This is a genomic window from Nisaea nitritireducens (assembly GCF_014904795.1).
Taxonomy (GTDB): domain Bacteria; phylum Pseudomonadota; class Alphaproteobacteria; order Thalassobaculales; family Thalassobaculaceae; genus Nisaea; species Nisaea nitritireducens.
Window position 1 is genome coordinate 1 of sequence record NZ_JACZFS010000027.1, and the last position, 18288, is coordinate 18288.

Here is an 18288-nt window from a genome sequence, read left to right on the forward strand (position 1 = left end):
CTTCACGCCAGCCTTTCATCATTTCGAGACCGATGGTCTTCATCTTGGCGGTAACCTCTTCAGGCGCGGTGGCGGCGGACATGCCGTTATCCGTCAGCACCTTGATCTGGGCGGCGGTGGTTTCCGCGCTCATTTCCCAGGCCCGCAGCTCGGCTTTCTCGGCCGCAGCGAGCATGCCCGCCTGATCTTCCGGCGACAGGGCAGCGAAATATTTCTCGCTCACGATGACGGCGTTCTTGGAGAAGATCGCACCGGCATAGGTGAAGTTGGAGGTATTGTCCCATGCCTGGATGTCGATACCGGTCTGCGGCGAGGTGAACAGCGCCTCGATCAGGCCGGTGGAGAAGGCCTGCGGGATTTCCGCGAACGGCAGGATGGTGGCGTCGAAGCCGAGCATTTCACCCATCTTCTGGGTCGCCGTGGAATAGATCCGGAGCTTCTTGCCCTTGAAGTCGTCGACCTTGGTCACCGGGAATTTGGTGTAGAAGCCCTGGCCCGGCCACGGCTGGTAGAACAGCACCCGCAGGCCGGCCTTCTTGAAGATCGCATCGAAGTACCCCTTCTGCAGGTCCTTCAGCAGCCACGCGGAAGCATAGTCCGGAGCGATGAACGGCAGACCGGCGAGGATGTACATCGGATCTTCATTGCCGTAGACGCCGAGGCGAATTTCGCCGATCGGAATCTGGCCGCGCTGCACTGAGGTCTTGATCGCGTCGAGCTTGATCAGGCTGTCATTGGAGTTGAGCTGGATATCGACCGAGGTGCCGGCTTTCACATCCTCGACGAACAATTTCAGGTTCTTGGTCAGGAAGTTGCTGTCCGGATAGCCGGACGCCATGATCCATTCCACCGCCTGCGCATTGCCGGCGGTCGCCAGCATTCCGGCGCCGATCGCGGCGGAAGCCAAGAGAGTCTTGAATTTACCCATTTGCCACTCCTGTTCTTTGTTTAGAGCGGCAGAACACCGCCCTGGAAGGAAGAGAACGCCAAGGAAACCAGGCCCTGTAGAAAGGGACGTCCAGTTCAGCGCCTGCCAGAAGATTGCAAGAAGAGGACCAGAACCGGTTCAGATTTTATTCTTTAAAATCATTAACTTCTGCATCTTACGCTCCTGTCTCCGCAACGTATTATGCTCAGATTCTAAGCATCCCGCATAAATTTGTGACCGCTAACCGGGCAGCAAGCCAGATTTACCGGAGCGGTCCTGCCATTCCGGCAAGCCCGTACGCGCCCGCCAATGCTTCGCGATCTCGTCGCGGCGGGCAATCCAGACGCCATCCAGCCCGCTCAAATGCTTCAGCACCTTGTCCAGCCCGCCAATCCGGCCCGGGCGGCCGATGATCCTGAGGTGGAGTCCGATGGTCATCATTTTCGGCGCCGATGCGCCCTCCGCCCAGAGCCAGTCGATGGCATCGATGCAGTATTTCGCGAAATCGTCGCCATAGGTGAAACCGCCGCCGCGCTGGAAGCGCATATCGTTGGTATCGAAGGCATAAGGCAGCACCACGTGGGAATGCCCGTCGACCTCCTGCACGAAAGGCAGATCGTCGTTATAGGCATCGCTGTCATAGAGAAAGCCGCCCTCCTCGACCAGCAGGCGCCTTGTGTTCTGACTGGGGGCGGAACGGGTGTGCCAGCCGACCGGGCGGACACCGGCGGCAGCCTCGATCTCGGTCACGCAGCGGGCAATGATCTCCCGTTCCTGCTGCTCGCTCATCCCTGCATGCCGCTCCCACAGATAGGAATGACAGCCGATCTCGTGACCACGCTCCGCCATGTCCCGCGCCATCCAGGGCGACAGGGTCAGGGCCCGGGCGCAGCAATTCATGTAGGCCTTCATGCCATAGCGGTCGAGCAGGTCCATGATGCGCCAGTAGCCGGCGCGCGTACCGTAATCGAAATGCGTGTCCTTGCAGGGATCGGGCGCGCCCTCGACTTCCTCGACGATCTCGTAGACCGACTCGTTCCGCTCGTCGCCAAGGCTGACGGAGTATTCCGCGCCTTCCTCGACATTCACGACCAGCGAGACGGCAAGCCGCGCCCCACCCGGCCATTCCGGGTTCGGCGGGGTGTTGCCGTAGCCGAGAAAGTCGCGCCCGCTCACCTCACGCATCCTCGCCAAGAATGAGTTTGCGGATACGCCGGGCAGCGGCGGGAACCGGGCCGACAATCGGACAGGGCGGATTGCTGGCAGCCAGCGCCTTCGCCGCATCGGCCAGCGGACCACCACCGATCACCACCGCGTCCACATCGCCGCGCGCGACCGCCTCGTCGATCATCCCGCGCAGGGTTTCAACCAGCGCGTCGGGCTGGCTCATAAGCACATAAGCGTCTGTCTTGGTGGTCAGCAGGGCAGAGAGCTTGTCCCCGACACCATAGCTGCTGGCGAGACCGGTAATCGCGTCGAAGAGGTTCGGCGTCGGCGCGACGATAGCGAAATTGCCATGCTCCGCCGCTTCCAGCATGCCGCACTCGGCGATACCGACGACCGGCACCGGCAGATTGGCGCGCAACTCCTGCAGTGCAGGATCGCCAAAAGCCGCCACGATCACGCCATCGAGCGGATCGCGCCCGTTCTCGAAAGCCTGAACCATCAGGTCCGTCGCCAGCTTCAGCCCCGCATCGTCGGTGATGATGTCGGGCGCTCCCTCGTTCGTCATCTCCTCCACGTACCAGTCCGCGCCCAGCTCCTCGCGGACAGCGACGGCCATCCGCTCGGTCACGTATTTGGTGGCGTTCGGATTGATCAGAAGAATCTTGTGCTTGTGGGTCATGCTTTATCTCGGGGCAGCAAGGGGAGAACGGTCACGGGAGAGGTGCTTGCCATAGCCTTTCCCGCCGACCAGCGTTTCTTCGTCGATCACGACCGCGCCGCGCAGGATCGTGGTGACCGGCCAGCCGGTCACCTCCATCCCCTCATACGGCGTGTAATCGGCACCGTCGCGGGTCATGGCCTCGGTGATGGTGACTTTGCGCTCCGGGTCCCAGATTGCGATATCGGCATCGGCACCGACCGCGATGCTGCCCTTGCGCGGATAAAGGCCGTAGGTCTTTGCGTGATTGGTCGCGCTCAGGGCGACAAACTCGTTCAGCGTGATCCTGCCTTTCGACACTCCTTCGGAAAACAGGATCGGCAACCGGGTCTGCACTCCCGGTATGCCGTTCGGCACCCAGCGGAAACTGGTGCGCCCCTTCGGGATCAGCTTGCCTTCCGGATCGTCATACCGGAACGGGCAATGGTCGGAGGAGAAAACGGAGAAGACGCCGGTCTGGATACCTTCCCAGCAGGCCACCTGGCTTTCCTTGTCCCGTGGCGGCGGCGAGCAGACATATTTCGCGCCTTCCATGTTGAGGCCGTCCATGTCCTGCTCGGTCAGGACCAGATATTGCGGGCAGGTCTCGCCATAGACCTTGAGTCCGCGCGATTGCGCCCGGCGGATCTCTTCCATTGCCTCGCGGTTAGAGACATGCACGATCATCACCGGGACATCGACCAGCTCGGCCAGGCTGATCGCCCGGTGCGTCGCTTCCCGCTCAACCACGATGGGACGGGATTTACCGTGATAGAGCGGCGCCGTCTTGCCGGCCCGCTCCAGCCGCTCGGTCATGAAACGTATGGCGTCGTAATTCTCCGCATGCACCATGACCAGAGCGCCTGTTTCCCGGGCCGTCGCCATGACATCGAGGATTTCCTTGTCGTCCAGCTTCAGCCCCTCGTAGGTCATGAAGACCTTGAAGCTGGTATAGCCGTCCTCAACCAGGGCCGGGAGTTCCTGGCCCAGAACCTGCTCGGTCGGATCGCTCAGGATCAGGTGAAAGCTGACATCGGTGTAGCAGTTGCCATCGGCCAGGCCGTGATAGGCGGTCACCGCTTCACGCAGGCCCTTGCCGTTCTCCTGCAGGCAGAAAGGCATGATCGTGGTGTTGCCGCCGAAAGCCGCCGAGCGGGTGGCGCTCTCGAAATCGTCGGCCATGACAATGCCCTCGCCGCTTGGCTGGGCGATATGCACGTGGCTGTCGATGCCGCCCGGCATGATCAGCTTGCCGGTGGCGTCGATCACACGGTCCGCCTCGCCGAGGTCAATTCCGAGTGTGGCGATGACCCCGTCACGAATGCCGACATCGCATTGCGTCGTATCGGATGCGGTAACCACAGTCCCGCCCTTGATGATCAGATCGTAGTGAGGCATCCGTGCCATCCCCTGCCTGTCGTTTTTGGGCGCTAGTCTTTCCGCGCCAGTGCTGGGTCGATGCGCTTCGCCTCTTCCGGCGTCACACAGCCCTTGGTTCCTGTAATCAGCTTGTAGCTGTCCGGCTCCCGGTGCCGTTCAAAGGCGAAAACGCTTTCCCGGTAGGACCGGCAGAGATCGAGATCGCAATCGGCCGTGATCACCTCGTCGCCCTCGCCCGTTACAACGGCGATGGTCTCACCGGTCGGCGCGATGATCTGGGTGCCGCCCATATGATGCACGCCTTCTTCCATACCGGCCTTGGAGACACCGATCACGAAACAGGCGTTCTGATAGGCGCCGGACTGCATCACCAAAGTGTTGTGATGCCAGGAGAGCCGGTCATGCTCCGGCGCCGGCGGGTTGTGGATCGGCGTGTTGAAGCCGAGCAAAACCATCTCGACGCCCTGCAATCCCATGACCCGATAGGTCTCCGGCCAGCGCCGGTCGTTGCAGATGCACATGCCGATCCGGCCGGCGAAACCATCGAACACCCGGAAGCCGAGATTTCCCGGCTGGAAATAGCGTTTCTCCAAATGCTGGAAGGCCCGCCAGGGCTCATGCTCGGGATGCCCCGGCAGATGAATCTTCCGGTATTTGCCAAACAGCGTGCCGTCCGGGCCGACCAGTATGGAGGCATTGAAGCGCTCCCCCTTCGGGGTCAGTTCCGCATAGCCGATGCTGAAACCGATGCCGAGCGCCTTCGCCTTCTCGAACAGGGGCGCGGTATCCGGCCCGGGCATTTCACGCTCGTAGAAGCTGTCCAGCTCCGCATCGTCCTCGATATACCAGCGCGGAAAGAAGGTGGTCAGGGCCAGCTCCGGATAAACCACCAGATCGGCGCCACGCCTTGAGGCGGTTTCCATCATCGCGATCAGCCGGTCCATCACGGCGGAGCGGCTGTCCGATCGGTTCACCGGCCCCATCTGGGCGGCGGCAACGGTTACATTTCGCATGGTCACGCTCCGGACTGGTACGCGTGGGAGGAGTTCGCAACCGACCTGCAAGATACAGACCGTACCCGGCGGCCAGAAGGAAACAAGCCGAAACAACCAGCAAGACCAAGCATCACAGCTCGAAGAACCCGCCCCACATTTCACAATAAAATAAGAAAACCATGACCGACGGATGAGAAGTGCACATAAAAACGGCACCAACTCGGTTGCATTGCACAAAATTTAGCAGGAAATTCGAATATTAATTGACGACAAAAACATCAACACACTGAACTATAGGATTCATTTCCTTTGGTACGGGAATTGCGATGCTTGCTGTAGCGCAGCATCGCTCCGGCGATAGCTTATTGGTTGGCGTGCCACCCACTGTTGCGGCGATGCAATTGCATTCCTCGATAGTGCCGGTAGGCGCTACTTGATGTCTCTTCAAGGCACCTGAGGATCATCATCCTCCTTCTGTGCCTTACCTTGAATGCAAACCGCTCCCGCAACATCGCCCCGTATCACGGGGCGCGAGGGGGCTTATGCGCCCTCTCTGCAGCGTTGGACCGAACCGAAAAATCGGCGGCCAGCGTCTAGCCACAGGGAGTGCTAAAATGTGTGAACGTCACGGACACCTCGATCTGCCTGATTTCGAGGCCATCAGAATGGATCGGCGTAAATTCCTGAAATCGACGGCGGCCGGCCCCGCCGGGGTTATTACCATGGCGGCCGGCCCCGGTATGTTCGGGTCGGCGGCAATAGCTGCCGAAAGCTCGATCAAGTCGACGCACGGTTCAGGTTTCTGCAATCTCAACATGTTCCTGTCTCACGCCGTACAGACGGCAAAGGAAGACGGCCTGACTCTCGATTTCGTCAACACACCGACTTTTGCCGAACAGGTCACGTTCCTCGGCATCGGTCAGGTCGATGTCGGCCTTATGCCCTATACCAGCTTCATGGCGCTCTACGATGCGGGTGCACCGGTGAAGGTCGTCGCAGGCGGCGGCATCGAAGGTTGCGTCATCGTCGCCCGTCCGGGCCTCGACAGTGCGGAAAAGCTGAAAGGCAAAACGCTTGCGACCTTCCAGCTCGATACTCTTGAAGTCATGCCCTACGACTGGCTGAAAAAGCATGGCGTCGACTTCAAGGACGTCAATGTCCGTTACATGGGCTCCACCCCGGAAGCTGTCGAAGCCTTCAAGGCCGGTGCGGTGGACTGGATCTGCACGATCGAGCCTTACGGCACGGCGCTTGTGAACGATGTGCCGGGAGCGGTCATGCTTTCCGACGGCACGGACATCTACGGCAAAGGCTACACGGACTGCGTGCTGGCAGCCAGGTCTCCGCTGATCGAGGAAAACCGGGAAGGTCTGAAGGCGCTCATCAAAGGCATGATGAAGGCCCAGCTCATGGCGGAAAGCGATCCGGCGGGTACGCTCGAGAAACTGGTCGGCACCTACTACAAAACCTCGATGGAGAACGCGAAGATCGCCATGGCCAAGCAGCCGGCCGTGGTCGATGCCCGGTCCCAGACCGACTTCATCCTCGACCGGACCGACAGTCTGGTGGAGATGGGCTACATCAAGAACAAGCCCGACCGCGCCGCAATCGACTGGACCCCGCTTGAAGAAGTCATTGCGGAGAATCCCGAGCTTTACGGCAAGCTCAAGCTGAAGGCGGCCTGATCATGGCCTCGGTCTCAACTGACCGAACTCCGGTCGGCGGGACCGGCACGGTTGCCGGCGGACAAGACAGTCCGCCGGCGCTGGCCGGCTACACGCTGCCGGAACCGCTTCGGGAGTTTCTGCCGAAAGTTGGCTGGACTCTCGTCTCCGTCGGCACATTCGCAGCGCTCTGGGAATTTCTCTGGTTCATCGGCTGGGCCGACCCCAAACTGTTGCCGCCGCCACATGTTTTCCTTGGCGCTTTCGCGGACCAGGCCAAGTTTTTCAACACCGCGCAACGCTGGGCGATCGGAGTTTCCCCGGATGCAGGACCAACGCCCTGGCAAGCGGTGCTGATCACCGTCGTCTCCTCGGCCATGCGGGTATTCATAGGCATCACACTCGCCGCAATCCTTGCTCTTTCGCTTGGTGTCGCCATTCGCTACTGGATCGTGGTCGAGCGCCTCACACTGCCGACAGTCACTCTGCTGTCCCCGGTCTCCCCTATTGCGTGGCTACCGGTTGCGATTTTTCTGTTCGGCATCGGCAATGCGCCGGCCATCTTCATGGTCGTGATCGCGCTCTTCTTCCATATGACGATCGCAACTATTAACCATATCGACGGCGTGAACCGGAACCTGATCAACGTCGCCCGCACCATGGGCGCGACAAAGGCGCAGATCTATCGCCGCGTGATCATCCCGGCCATCCTTCCTGGCGTGTTCGTCATCCTGCGGCTCAATTTGTTTGGCGCATGGATGGTGGTGCTGATCGCCGAATCCACCGGAGTCGGCTACGGCCTCGGCCAAGTCATCATGCTGGCCCGCAACACATTCAACCCGTCGCTCGTTTTCTTCTGCATCGCGCTTATCGGCTTTCTTGGCTTTGCCACCGACTGGGCGATGCGGATGACACAGAAGCGGGTGCTTTACTGGGTCAATGATCCATCGGGGGTGCTTCGTGGTCTCTGACAACAACACTCAAACCGCCGGACCTGCCGTGTCTTGCCGCGATGTCGGCAAGATTTGGGCGGCAGGAACGTCACGCGCACACGAGGCGCTGGCCAATATCGACCTCGATATAGAGCCCGGTGAATTCGTCGTTCTGCTCGGCCCCTCGGGCTGCGGCAAGAGCACGCTGCTCTACCTCATCGCCGGACTGGAACAGCAGACCGGCGGCTCGCTGACCTATTTCGGCGAGCAGGTGAAAGCGCCGTCACCGGACCGCAGCCTGATCTTTCAGGAAACCTCGCTCTTCCCGTGGCTCAGTGTCTGGGAAAATGTCAGCTTCGGACTTCAGATCCGGGGCGAAAGCGAGCCGGATCGGCGGGCCGCGGCAAAGGATGTGCTGAAGCGTGTCGGCCTGACGGAGGCCGGATCGAAACGCCCGGACGAACTCTCAGGCGGCATGCGGCAACGCGTGGCTGTTGCCCGCGCGCTGGCAATGCGGCCCAGGGTTTTGCTGATGGATGAGCCCTTCGCGGCCCTGGATGTCCAGACACGGCAGAAGATGCAGGATTTCCTGATCGATGTCTGGCGGGATAGCGGTGCATCAGTCGTCTTCGTCACCCACCATATCGACGAGGCGGTTGCGCTCGCGGACCGGGTCTGTGTCTTCACCTCCCGCCCGGGACGGATCAAGGAAACCGTGAAGGTAGACCTGCCGCGCCCGAGAGATCCGTTCTCCCCGGAATGCGAGGCGTTGCGAAAACGTCTGACGCAACTCCTCAAGGATGAAGTGGACCGCGCCTTCGCGGAACAGGAAGGCATGGCCGAAGCCGTCTGACCGGCGGCGTCTCACGCCTCATCCGACATCCCAGTTTTTAGTAATGGAGCGACTCCATGACCAGTTGCCTGATCAGAAGCCGCGCGATGATCGCGCGCACCATCGACCGCGAAACCGTCGAAATCGTCGACGATGGCGCCGTTCTCCAGGAAGACGGCATCATCACCCAGATCGGCACCTATGCCGACCTGTTAGCCAAGAACCCGGACGTGCCGGTCGTCGGCACCGGGCAGGAAATCATGATGCCCGGCTTCGTCAACGGCCATCACCATGTCGGCCTGACGCCGGTCCAGCTCGGCTCGCCCGACATGCCGCTGGAGCTCTGGTTTATCACCCGGATGATCTGCCGCAATGTGAACGTCTATCTCGACACGCTTTATTCAGCCTTCGAGATGATCGCCTCCGGTATCACCACAGTGCAGCATATCCACGGCTGGATGCCCGGAAAGATCAATCAGGTCGAGGGCTATTCCGAACAAGTGCTGAAAGCCTATGACGATATCGGCATGCGGGCGTCCTACTGCTTCGCCCTGCGCGACCAGAACCGTCTGGTCTATCAGGCAGACGAGGAATTCGTCGCATCCCTGCCGAAAGAGCTGCAAGACCCCATGAAACGCTGGTTCGAGCGCTTCGAGATGGGCCTCGATGAATCGATGGCGATGTTCGAGAGCCTGCACGGCAAGCACCAGAGCAAGTCGCGCACAAAGATCCAGCTGGCCCCGGCCAACCTGCACTGGTGTTCGGACAAGGCCCTGACAGCACTCTCCGATGCCTCGAAGAAGTACGACGCGCCGATGCACATGCATCTGGTCGAGACCGCCTACCAGAAGGAATATGCGCGACGGCGGGGCGACTGCACCGCGCTCGAATACCTCGACCGGTTCGACATGCTGAGCCCGCGCCTGACGCTGGGACACGGCGTCTGGCTGAACGAGAGCGATATCGACCGGATCGCCGAGACAGGCGTCTGCGTGTGTCACAACTGCTCGTCTAACTTCCGCCTGCGGTCGGGACTGGCAGCACTGAACGTGTTCGAGATCAAAGGGGTTAACACCGCCATCGGCCTTGACGAGGCGGGCATCAACGATGACCGGGACATGCTGCAGGAAATGCGGATGGTTTTGCGGGCACACAGGGTCCCCGGCATGGACGACGTGGTCCCGACGTCCCCTCAGGTACTGCGCATGGCGACATCAGGGGGAGCCAAAACAACACCTTTCGGAGACAGCATCGGAACCCTCGAAGTCGGCAAGAAAGCCGATCTGTCGCTGATCGACTGGAAGCAGGTTTCCTACCCCTATCTCGACGAGGAAATGCCCCTGCTCGACGCCGTGATGCAACGCGCCAAAACCGAAGGCGTCCGCATGGTGATGTGCGACGGCGAGATCATCTATCGCGACGGCGTATTCACCAAGGTGGACAAGCAAGGCGCCTTGAAAGCGCTGCATGACGATCTGCAATCCGCGCTCTCCAATGACGAGGTGGAGCGCCGGCAGCTCTCCAAGGCGCTGCTGCCGCATGTGAAGAAATTCTACGAGAACTACTTTGACCCGGCCCAGCACGAGCCTTTCTATAAGCCAAGCTCACGCATCTGATGGTCAATGAGAGCCGGGGAGAGAGGCAAAGCCTCGCTTCCCGGTCTTGTCCTAACCAAGCTCGAAGGTGGTGACGCCGAAGACACGGCCGAGATCAATATCGGGCGCCGTCCCGCGATACATCCGGGCGGTCTCGAATACCGGCTCAAGCCCAAGCTCGCGAGCGAGTGCGACGGCCTGTTCAATTGGCTCCGGCGCATCAAGGAAAATCTCGCCGCCCCCGGCGGCATCGACAGCCGCTTTCGCAAGCTGGCGCGCAACAGCCGCATCATCGGCGAAGAGCGGGCCGATCTTGCTGCCGGCCCGGCAGGGCCTCACCACCGCATAACCGACAAGTGCTCCGTCCCGCATCGCGGCGAAACCGGTATGGTCCGAAGTGGCGAGCCAGGCATCGAGAAAGCGATCGCGCGGCGCCGGGAACAGTTTCCTGTCATAGGCTACCAGCTCATCGGAAAGCGCGGTGAGCGGCTTCAGGAAGGCCGCATCCTCAACGGTCAGCGCTTTCGGCACACCGCCGAACCGGATGTTCCGGTAGGCGAAATCGAAACCGGAGCGCTTGTAGTTTTCCTGCTCCGCCACAACCCCGTCGAGCCCGATCGTGCGCGATCCCGCATGAGCCATTCCGGCCTTCCAGAGTGTGAAGCCGTAGCCCTTGCCGCGAAAATCCGGATGCACGATGTAGAAGCCGAGAAAAGCAAAGGACGGGTCGTAATTCACCACCGAGATCGAGGCGATCATACGGTCGCCCAGGAAGCCACCGATGAAGCCTTCCGGATCGACCGAGGTGAAACAGGATGCGTCCTGGCCGCCCGGGTTCCAACCCTCGGCAGCGGCCCAACCGACCGCCTCCCCGGCTTCGGCTCCGGTCATGGCGCGTATTGTGTACTCTTGCTCCATTATTCAGAGCTCCCTCTTCAGGGCTTGGGTGCAGCATCGGCGAAGGCACCGCCATAGGATTTCGGCCTTGGGCTTTCGTAAGCCAGACGTTTGCAGGTTTTCAGGCCGAGTCCGACGAGCGCTTCGGAGAATTTTACGGCCGCCGCCACACCGTCAATCACCGGCACGCCGGTTTCTTTCGTCAGCGCATCGGCGAGATCGGTCATGCCGGCACAGCCAAGCAGGACAGCTTCGGCATGGTCCCGCTCGATGGCGGCGATAACTTCCTCGCGCACCTTCGCGGCAGCGCCGCCGCCCTCTTCTTCCAGTGCCAGCACCGGAATCTCGGCGGAACGGACCCGGCGGCACTGCCGCTCAAAGCCGTATTTGAAAGCCAGAGCCTCGATAATCGGCACCGCGCGCGGCAATGTCGTGACAACGGAGAAACCGTGCCCGACCATGGAGGCCGCCGCCATCGCCGCCTCGCAGATGCCGATCACCGGAATGTCGAGCAGCTCACGGCAAGCTTCCAGGCCCGGATCGTCGAAACAGGCGATGACCAGGGCATCGGCTCCGTCCGCCGCGCCCTTGCGGGCCTCGTCGAGCAGGCCGGGCAGGCAATATGCCTCGTCGTAATGGCCTTCGATGCTGACCGGCCCGTCCAGCGGATTGACGGCAACAATCTCCGTGCCCGGCGCAGCGACGGCACACGCGGTTTCACGGATCTTGTCCGTCATGGAAGCGGTTGTATTCGGATTTATGACGAGGATTTTCATGGCACTGATTAAACCATACCCTTGTCGGCATCGGAGCCGAATCTTTTCTGCCGCCAGCGGAAAGCCAGCACCAGCACGAGGCTTACCCCGATCACCACCAGCGACAGCGCGGTCGTGTAGGCGCCAAGCGCATAGATCACCGGTGTCGTCACGTTGGTCTGCATAGCCTGCAATTCCATCGGCAGCGTGTTCAGCGCGCCGACCGACTGGGAGGTCCGGGCGATCTCGTCATAGGACAGGGTGAAACCGAACAGGGCGACGCCGATCAAGCTGGGGGCGACGATGGGCAGCACGACATGACGAATGGTCTGCCAGCCACTCGCGCCGAGATCCCGCGCCGCTTCCTCATAGGCCGGATCGAACCGGTTGAAGACCGCAAACATGATCAGAAGGCCAAAGGGCAGTGTCCAGGTAAGATGCGCGCCGAAGGCCGAACTCCACCAGGACCGCTCGATACCCAGCAGCTCGAACATGGAGCCAATGCCGAGGCTGACCACGATGGACGGCATGATCAGGCTGGCAATGACCACATAGAACAGCACGGAACTGCCGCGAAATTTCTTCCTGTAGGCAAGCCCGGTCAGGAACGAGACCACAACGGTCGCCAGCATCACCATCATGCCGAGCTTGATGGAGCGGTCGAACGAGCCCCAGATATCGCCGATGGATTGCGGCTGAAAGATATCCGCAAACCAGTGCAGAGAGGCGCCGTTCATCGGGAAGGTCAGCCCGCCGTCCGGGCCCTGGAAAGCCAGCAGGATGACGGTGACCATCGGGCCGTAGAGGAACAGCACGAAGGCGCCGAACAGGATCGACAGTGCGTAAAAACTGCGGGAGCGACGGCCATGCACCATGTCAGAGCTCCTTCCGGATATCGGCGAAGCGCATCAGCAGCATGATCAGCAGGATCACCACACCAAGCAGCACCATGGAATTCGCAGCCGCCGGCGGAAACTGCAGATAGGACAGCTCCGCCGCGATGGCCTTGCCGACAGAAGCGACCTGACCGCCACCAAGCACGTTCACGGTGACGAAGTCCCCCATCACCATGGCGACCACGAAGATCGAACCGATGGCGATGCCCGGCTTGCAGAGCGGTACGATGACGTTCCACGTAGTCTGCCAGCCGCTCGCCCCGGCATCGGTCGCCGCCTCAAGCAGGCTGCGGTCGATGCGCATCATGGAATTGAAGATCGGGACGATCATAAACAGCGTGTAGAGATGGACATAGCCAATCACCACGGCGAACTCGCTGTAGAGCAGCCACTCCACCGGCGCGTCGGTAAAACCCGACGCAACCAGCGCATTGTTCACCAACCCGTTCCGGCCAAGCAGCGGAATCCAGGCGATCATCCGGATCACAATCGAGGTCCAGAACGGGATCGTGCAAAGCAGGAACAGCACGATCTGCATGGTGATCGTGCGGATATGGAAGGCGAGGAAATAGGCGATGGCAAAGCCGAGGACGAGCGTGATGGCCCAGACCATCAGGCAGAACCGGAAAGTGATGAAGTAGGTCCGGTAGGTGACCTCGGACGAGAACACGTCCTGATAATTGAACAGCACGAAATCCGGGATCAGGATCTGGTAGGCCTGATAATCGAAGAAACTGACCACAACCACCATGGCGATGGGCAGCACGAAGAAGAGCAGGAAGATCAGGCTGAGCGGCGCAGCCTGAAGGTAAGCGCTCCTGGATCTCAACCACTCCATGTCAGACGTCCCGGTCCCGGTTAAAGATATCCGGGGGCCGGTCGACCGGCCCCCGGATGGTCAATGCCTCAAGCGGCGATGAACTCATTCCACTTGCGGACCATGTAGCGGTCCTCGTCCATCACCGTGTTCCAGACGGTCACATTGCCCATGCGGTCCCAGAAAGAGCCGCCATCGCGTACGGATCCGGCGCTTTCGATCTTCTGGCCGGTCGGGCTCATAATGTCGGTCGCAGCCTTCTTGCCTTCCATCCAGAAGCCCCACTCATCCTCGGACATGAACGGCTTCGCTGTTTCCAGCACGGCGGTGTAGTAGCCCTGACGGTTCAGGAACGCGCCGGCCCAGCCGGACATGTACCAGTTGATGAACTCGTAGGCGGCATCCAGCTGCCTGCCTTCGAGATGGGACGGCAAGCCGAGGCCGCCGGCCCAGGCGCGGTAGCCTTCCTTCAGCGGCTGGTACACGCAGGGAACACCCATGGAGCGCACCTTGGTGACGGCAGGCGACCACATGGACTGGATCACCACCTCGCCGGACGCCATCAGGTTGACGCTCTCATTGAACTCTTTCCAGAAGGCGCGGAACTGGCCGTCCTTCTTGGCCTCCGTCAGCACCTTCATGGTGGTGTCGATCTCGGCCTTGGTCATGTTGCCCTTGTCGCCATAGGTGGCGAGCCCGGACGCTTCGCAGACCATGGCTGCGTCCATGATACCGATGGACGGGATGTTCAGGATCGAGGCCTTGCCCTTGAACTCGGAATTCAGCAGCTCGGCCCAGCTGTTGATCGGCCGGTTGATGAGATCAGGACGGATACCGAGCGTATCGGCATTATAAACCGTCGGGATCAGCGTCATGTAGCCGCTCGGGTCGGTCGCGAACTCGCTGGACTCTTCGCCTGCGAGATAGCTCACCTTGATCGGCGCGATGCCCTGACGGGACATTTTGGTGCCATCCGGCAGCTCGCCCTTGGTGAAGATCGGCACGATCTTGTCGTAATTCTTGATCTTGCTGACATCCATGCCCTTCATCTTGCCGCTGGGCACGATCTTCTTCAGCATCCAGTATTCGGCATCGAGCATGTCGAAGGACGAGGACTGGGTCACCGCCCGCTTCACCACGTCATCCGAGGTAAGCGAGGTGTACTGGATGGTGAAGCCGAGATCTTCCTTGGCCTTGTCAGCCAATTCCTTGAACTGGTTCACACCGGTTCCTGCGATCCGCAGCGTGATCGGCTCGGATGCATGAACGAAAGGCGCGCCCTTGATCATCGCTCCACCGGCGACCGCCCCCGCGGCCATGCCCTTCAATACCCCGCGGCGCGACACCGCTCCTTTTGGCGTAGTCTGGTTTTTGTTGTTCGACATCTGAAGCCTCCTCTTTCGATGTTCTACCGATCCGCCCCAAGCCGGTGCAGATCGGAAGAACGCCAAGACGCAGTCACGCTTTCGCCCACCGTGAAGCCCTGATCGAAGAACTGGGAATCCGGTAGGGCGACAGTAAAATCTTCCAGTTCCGGGGCATCGAGACGCAGCTTCGCCCACAAGCCGAGATACTCGACCGCTGCAATTCTCGCGGTAATGTCATGGGTTTCGCCGGACTCGTCGCCTGCAGCCCGCCCGGCACGGGCCAGCCGGACCCGGTCGGCCCGGATGGCCACGGCACTTGCCGGATCTTCCCCGACCACCGCACCGCTCATCACGTTATGGCCGCCGATGAAACGGGCGACGAACACGCTGGCTGGACGCTCGAAAACATCGCGCGGCGCTGCGGCCTGCTCGATCCGGCCATCATTCATCACCACCACCAGATCGGCCAGCGCCATCGCCTCTTCCTGGCTATGGGTGACATGAATGAAGCTGATCCCGAGCTCCGACTGCAGCCGCTTTAGCTCCTCGCGCATCCTGATGCGCAGGAACGGATCGAGCGCAGAGAGCGGCTCATCCAGCAACAACACATCCGGTTTCGTCACCAGTGCGCGGGCCAGCGCAACCCGTTGCTGCTGGCCACCGGAAAGCTGTGACGGGAGCCGTTGGGCATGTTGCTCCATCTCGACAAGAGCAAGATATTCAAGCGCGGATGCCCGCCGCTCGCTCTTCGAGACACCACGCATCTTCAAGCTGAAGGCGACATTGTCGAGGCAGTTCAAATGGGGAAACAGCGCATAGCTCTGGAACATCATCGCCGTCCCGCGCCGGGCCGGCTCAAGCTCGGATACGTTCTCGCCGCCGATAATGATGTCCCCGTCGGAGACGCCCTCATGTCCGGCAATCATCCGCAGCGTCGTGGTCTTGCCGCAGCCGGACGGACCGAGCAGGCAACAATAAGTACCTGCGGGTATTTTGACGTCGATTTCCTTCACGGCTTCGACGGCACCATATCTTTTCGTCAGGCCGACAAGTTCGATCCCAGCACCCGAGCCCACGATATCTTCCCCCATGAAGCAAATGTTTGCCGCGAACATATTTGCTGCAACGCAACATTTTCACAAGAGAACAGCAATATATATGCCACGGGACGCCGCCGCACTGGGTCACGGTATTTACGGGCACACGACCTTACCGTGCCTATAAAATTCGCAGAAACCCGACAGCTTTTGACTAAAAACTGAACAAGAAAAAACGGCCCGCCATGATTCTGCGGGCCGCTTACGATGAATGGAAATTGCATGGAAAGCCGGCTCAGGCGGCGCGCGACACCCTGCGCCCCGGCCGGCGCGCGGACACTGTGTCCGCCCCGGCCCGGCGCCAACCGGCAATCAGCCGCCTGCTTGCCTGATAGACATGCTCCCGCGCAAGGTACTCTGCCCGCGAGCCTTGCCCGTGCACGATTGCATCGAACAGCTCTTCATGGTCGCTGAAGGAGACCGCCAGTGTATCCAGGTCGTGCCAGCGAAACTTGACGGCCTTCAGGAGAGGAATCGACCGGGATTTCTCAATGAGCTCGCTCAGGTGCCGGTTACCCGCAGCCTCGAAGATCGCTTCATGAAATTCCTCGTTCAGGCGCCCCCAGCTATCCCGAACCTCGTCCGTCCAGTCGCCGTAATCCAGCAGCGCCTCGGTCTCCGAGAGGTTCTTGTGCAGCATTCCCCGCGCAATGTCGCTGAGGCCCTTCTCCGCCACGGTCCGTGCAGCAAGTCCTTCGAGAACAGCACGCGCGGCGTAGACGCCTTCAATGTCCTGCGCCGAATAACTACGCACCACGTACCCGCTGTTCGGCACATATTCGAGCAATCCCTCGGCTGCGAGGATCGCAAGCGCCGCCCGAACCGGGGTCCGGGATACATTCAGCGTGTTTGAGATATCGATTTCGTTCAGGCGCCCGCCCGGTGCGTATTCACCATCCAGGATCTTTTCCCGGAGAGCGCGCACTACAGATTGTCCGCGTGTCGACATATGACTTCACCCTAATCGTATTCGGCAGGACCGTTCGGCTCTCTCACCGTTGCCTGCTGCATTTCCTGAGAGGCCGTAACCGGCTCTTTCCAGCATTTCCCCCGTGCGCCGATATCTCGGTTCGCACCGCGAGCTTAACACAAACGGTGCGCCGGAGGTAGACAGCCCAAGGGTCTTTCTGCGAAGATTGAATCCAATTCAGACAGCAATAATCAAAAAGCGATCCGCTTCGCGCGCCTCGCCATTCGCAGCGCAGCCTTCGAAGGACCCACAAAGTGGTCACCGACCCCGACCGGAATACCCCACAAGAACCGCAGCCCCTACAGCCTACACCGTCCTTTTTCAACAGAATTTCTTCATCTGTCGCCATCCTGGGACAGCCGGTCACGGTTCCGTTCAGGGCCTTGCCGGGAAACGCGCGGGGCGCCATATGGGTCGCCATCGCCGCCCTCTTCTTCACCGTGATGGTCGCCCTGATCAAATCGATCGGTGATACAATCCCGGTTGTGCAGATCCTGCTGTTCCGGCAGATCGTGATGACCTGCACGGTGATGCCGGTCCTGATCTCCGGCTTTCCCGACATTCTGAAAACCCGCCATCTGGGGCTACATCTCACGCGCGTCGTTCTGGCCCTGATCGCCATGACCTGCGGCTTTACCGCCGTAGTCCACTTGCCACTGGCGGAAGCCACCGCGCTCGGCTTCGCCAAGAGCCTGTTCGTGACGATTTTCGCCATGGTGGTTCTGTCGGAAATCGCCGGACCCCGGCGCTGGTTCGCAGTGCTGATCGGCTTTGCCGGCGTGCTGGTAATGGTGCAACCCGGACCGGACGGACTGAACATCTATTCCCTCATGGCCGTCATCGCGGCCGCCTGCGCCGCCGCCGTTATGGTGATTATCCGCAAGGTTTCCCAGTTCGACCGCCCGGTGACCATTCTCAGTTATCAGGCCATCCTGGTCGGCTTCCTGATGGCGCCACCCGCGATTTACTTCTGGGTCACGCCCAGTCTGGAGGAATGGCTCGTCATGGGTGCTATCGGCCTGTTCTCCGTCTGCGGCCAACTGTCAAACATCCAGGGCTTCAAGGAAGGCGAAGCCTCAGCCGTGGCCCCGATGGACTATATCCGGCTGGTCTTCGCGACGCTTATCGGCTTCCTGGTTTTCGCGGAAATTCCCGATCTCGAAACCACGATCGGCGCCATCATCATCATCGCCACATCCCTCTATACGGTCCGGGCGGAGAAACGCGCCGCAACCGCCAAGAAATAGCGGCACTCCGCAGGTAAAGCGGATGCCTCTCATTCATTTTTGGATGCACATT

Annotated in this window: 17 protein-coding genes; 5 read left to right on the forward strand and 12 right to left on the reverse strand. The window is 60.6% G+C overall.

Annotated features, from left to right (window positions below):
- The 5 genes from IG629_RS09675 to IG629_RS09695 form a co-directional block, all read right to left on the reverse strand.
- Positions 1-928 (reverse strand): TRAP transporter substrate-binding protein (locus tag IG629_RS09675; protein ID WP_193171755.1); only part of this gene is annotated, 928 nt, incomplete at its 3' end.
- A 240-nt stretch (positions 929-1168) separates the two neighbouring features.
- On the reverse strand, positions 1169-2104 hold the full coding sequence (locus IG629_RS09680; RefSeq protein ID WP_319025056.1) for a polysaccharide deacetylase family protein: 936 nt from the start codon (positions 2102-2104) through the stop codon (positions 1169-1171).
- Between the two features lies 1 nt (position 2105).
- On the reverse strand, positions 2106-2774 hold the full coding sequence (locus IG629_RS09685; protein ID WP_193171757.1) for an aspartate/glutamate racemase family protein: 669 nt from the start codon (positions 2772-2774) through the stop codon (positions 2106-2108).
- A 3-nt stretch (positions 2775-2777) separates the two neighbouring features.
- The gene (hydA, locus tag IG629_RS09690) at positions 2778-4190 is read right to left on the reverse strand and encodes a dihydropyrimidinase (protein ID WP_193171758.1); all 1413 of its coding nucleotides are present in this window, start codon (positions 4188-4190) and stop codon (positions 2778-2780) included.
- A gap of 32 nt (positions 4191-4222) precedes the next feature.
- The gene (locus tag IG629_RS09695) at positions 4223-5185 is read right to left on the reverse strand and encodes an N-carbamoyl-D-amino-acid hydrolase (protein WP_193171759.1); all 963 of its coding nucleotides are present in this window, start codon (positions 5183-5185) and stop codon (positions 4223-4225) included.
- A 596-nt stretch (positions 5186-5781) separates the two neighbouring features.
- Here IG629_RS09695 and IG629_RS09700 point away from each other — a divergent pair.
- The 4 genes from IG629_RS09700 to IG629_RS09715 are packed head-to-tail and all read left to right on the forward strand — an operon-like array spanning position 5782 to position 10211.
- Positions 5782-6852: an ABC transporter substrate-binding protein gene (locus IG629_RS09700; protein WP_193171760.1), complete on the forward strand. Its 1071-nt coding sequence runs from the start codon at positions 5782-5784 to the stop codon at positions 6850-6852.
- Positions 6853-6854: 2 nt separating this feature from the next.
- Positions 6855-7802 carry an ABC transporter permease gene (locus IG629_RS09705; RefSeq protein WP_193171761.1) on the forward strand — a complete coding sequence of 316 codons (948 nt, stop codon included), beginning with the start codon at positions 6855-6857 and terminating at the stop codon, positions 7800-7802.
- Entirely contained in the window at positions 7792-8616 is an 825-nt protein-coding gene (locus tag IG629_RS09710; RefSeq protein ID WP_319025057.1) for an ABC transporter ATP-binding protein, read from the forward strand. Before IG629_RS09705 ends, IG629_RS09710 begins: the two co-directional genes overlap by 11 nt.
- 56 nt (positions 8617-8672) lie before the next feature.
- A complete protein-coding gene (locus IG629_RS09715) occupies positions 8673-10211 on the forward strand; it encodes an amidohydrolase family protein (protein WP_193171763.1) in 1539 nt (512 codons plus the stop codon).
- 51 nt (positions 10212-10262) lie between these two features.
- Here the strand turns inward: IG629_RS09715 and IG629_RS09720 are convergent, their stop codons facing one another.
- The 7 genes from IG629_RS09720 to IG629_RS09750 all read right to left on the reverse strand — a co-directional run bounded on the left by IG629_RS09720 (position 10263) and on the right by IG629_RS09750 (position 16968).
- Positions 10263-11108 carry a GNAT family N-acetyltransferase gene (locus IG629_RS09720; protein WP_193171764.1) on the reverse strand — a complete coding sequence of 282 codons (846 nt, stop codon included), beginning with the start codon at positions 11106-11108 and terminating at the stop codon, positions 10263-10265.
- 17 nt (positions 11109-11125) lie between these two features.
- Positions 11126-11863 (reverse strand): aspartate/glutamate racemase family protein, encoded by a 738-nt coding sequence (locus IG629_RS09725; RefSeq protein ID WP_193171765.1) that lies wholly within the window; start codon positions 11861-11863, stop codon positions 11126-11128.
- 8 nt (positions 11864-11871) lie between these two features.
- Positions 11872-12717: an ABC transporter permease gene (locus IG629_RS09730; protein WP_193171766.1), complete on the reverse strand. Its 846-nt coding sequence runs from the start codon at positions 12715-12717 to the stop codon at positions 11872-11874.
- Between the two features lies 1 nt (position 12718).
- On the reverse strand, positions 12719-13576 hold the full coding sequence (locus tag IG629_RS09735; protein ID WP_193171767.1) for an ABC transporter permease: 858 nt from the start codon (positions 13574-13576) through the stop codon (positions 12719-12721).
- Positions 13577-13644: 68 nt separating this feature from the next.
- Positions 13645-14940, reverse strand: coding sequence for an ABC transporter substrate-binding protein (locus IG629_RS09740; RefSeq protein ID WP_193171768.1), 1296 nt, complete (start codon positions 14938-14940; stop codon positions 13645-13647).
- 23 nt (positions 14941-14963) lie between these two features.
- Positions 14964-15998, reverse strand: a complete 1035-nt coding sequence (locus tag IG629_RS09745; RefSeq protein ID WP_404923694.1) for an ABC transporter ATP-binding protein — start codon at positions 15996-15998, stop codon at positions 14964-14966.
- Between the two features lie 256 nt (positions 15999-16254).
- Positions 16255-16968, reverse strand: coding sequence for a GntR family transcriptional regulator (locus IG629_RS09750; RefSeq protein ID WP_193171770.1), 714 nt, complete (start codon positions 16966-16968; stop codon positions 16255-16257).
- Positions 16969-17243: 275 nt separating this feature from the next.
- On the opposite strand from IG629_RS09750, the gene IG629_RS09755 reads away from it, so the two are divergent.
- Positions 17244-18236 carry a DMT family transporter gene (locus IG629_RS09755; RefSeq protein WP_319025058.1) on the forward strand — a complete coding sequence of 331 codons (993 nt, stop codon included), beginning with the start codon at positions 17244-17246 and terminating at the stop codon, positions 18234-18236.
- Positions 18237-18288: the final 52 nt, after the last annotated feature.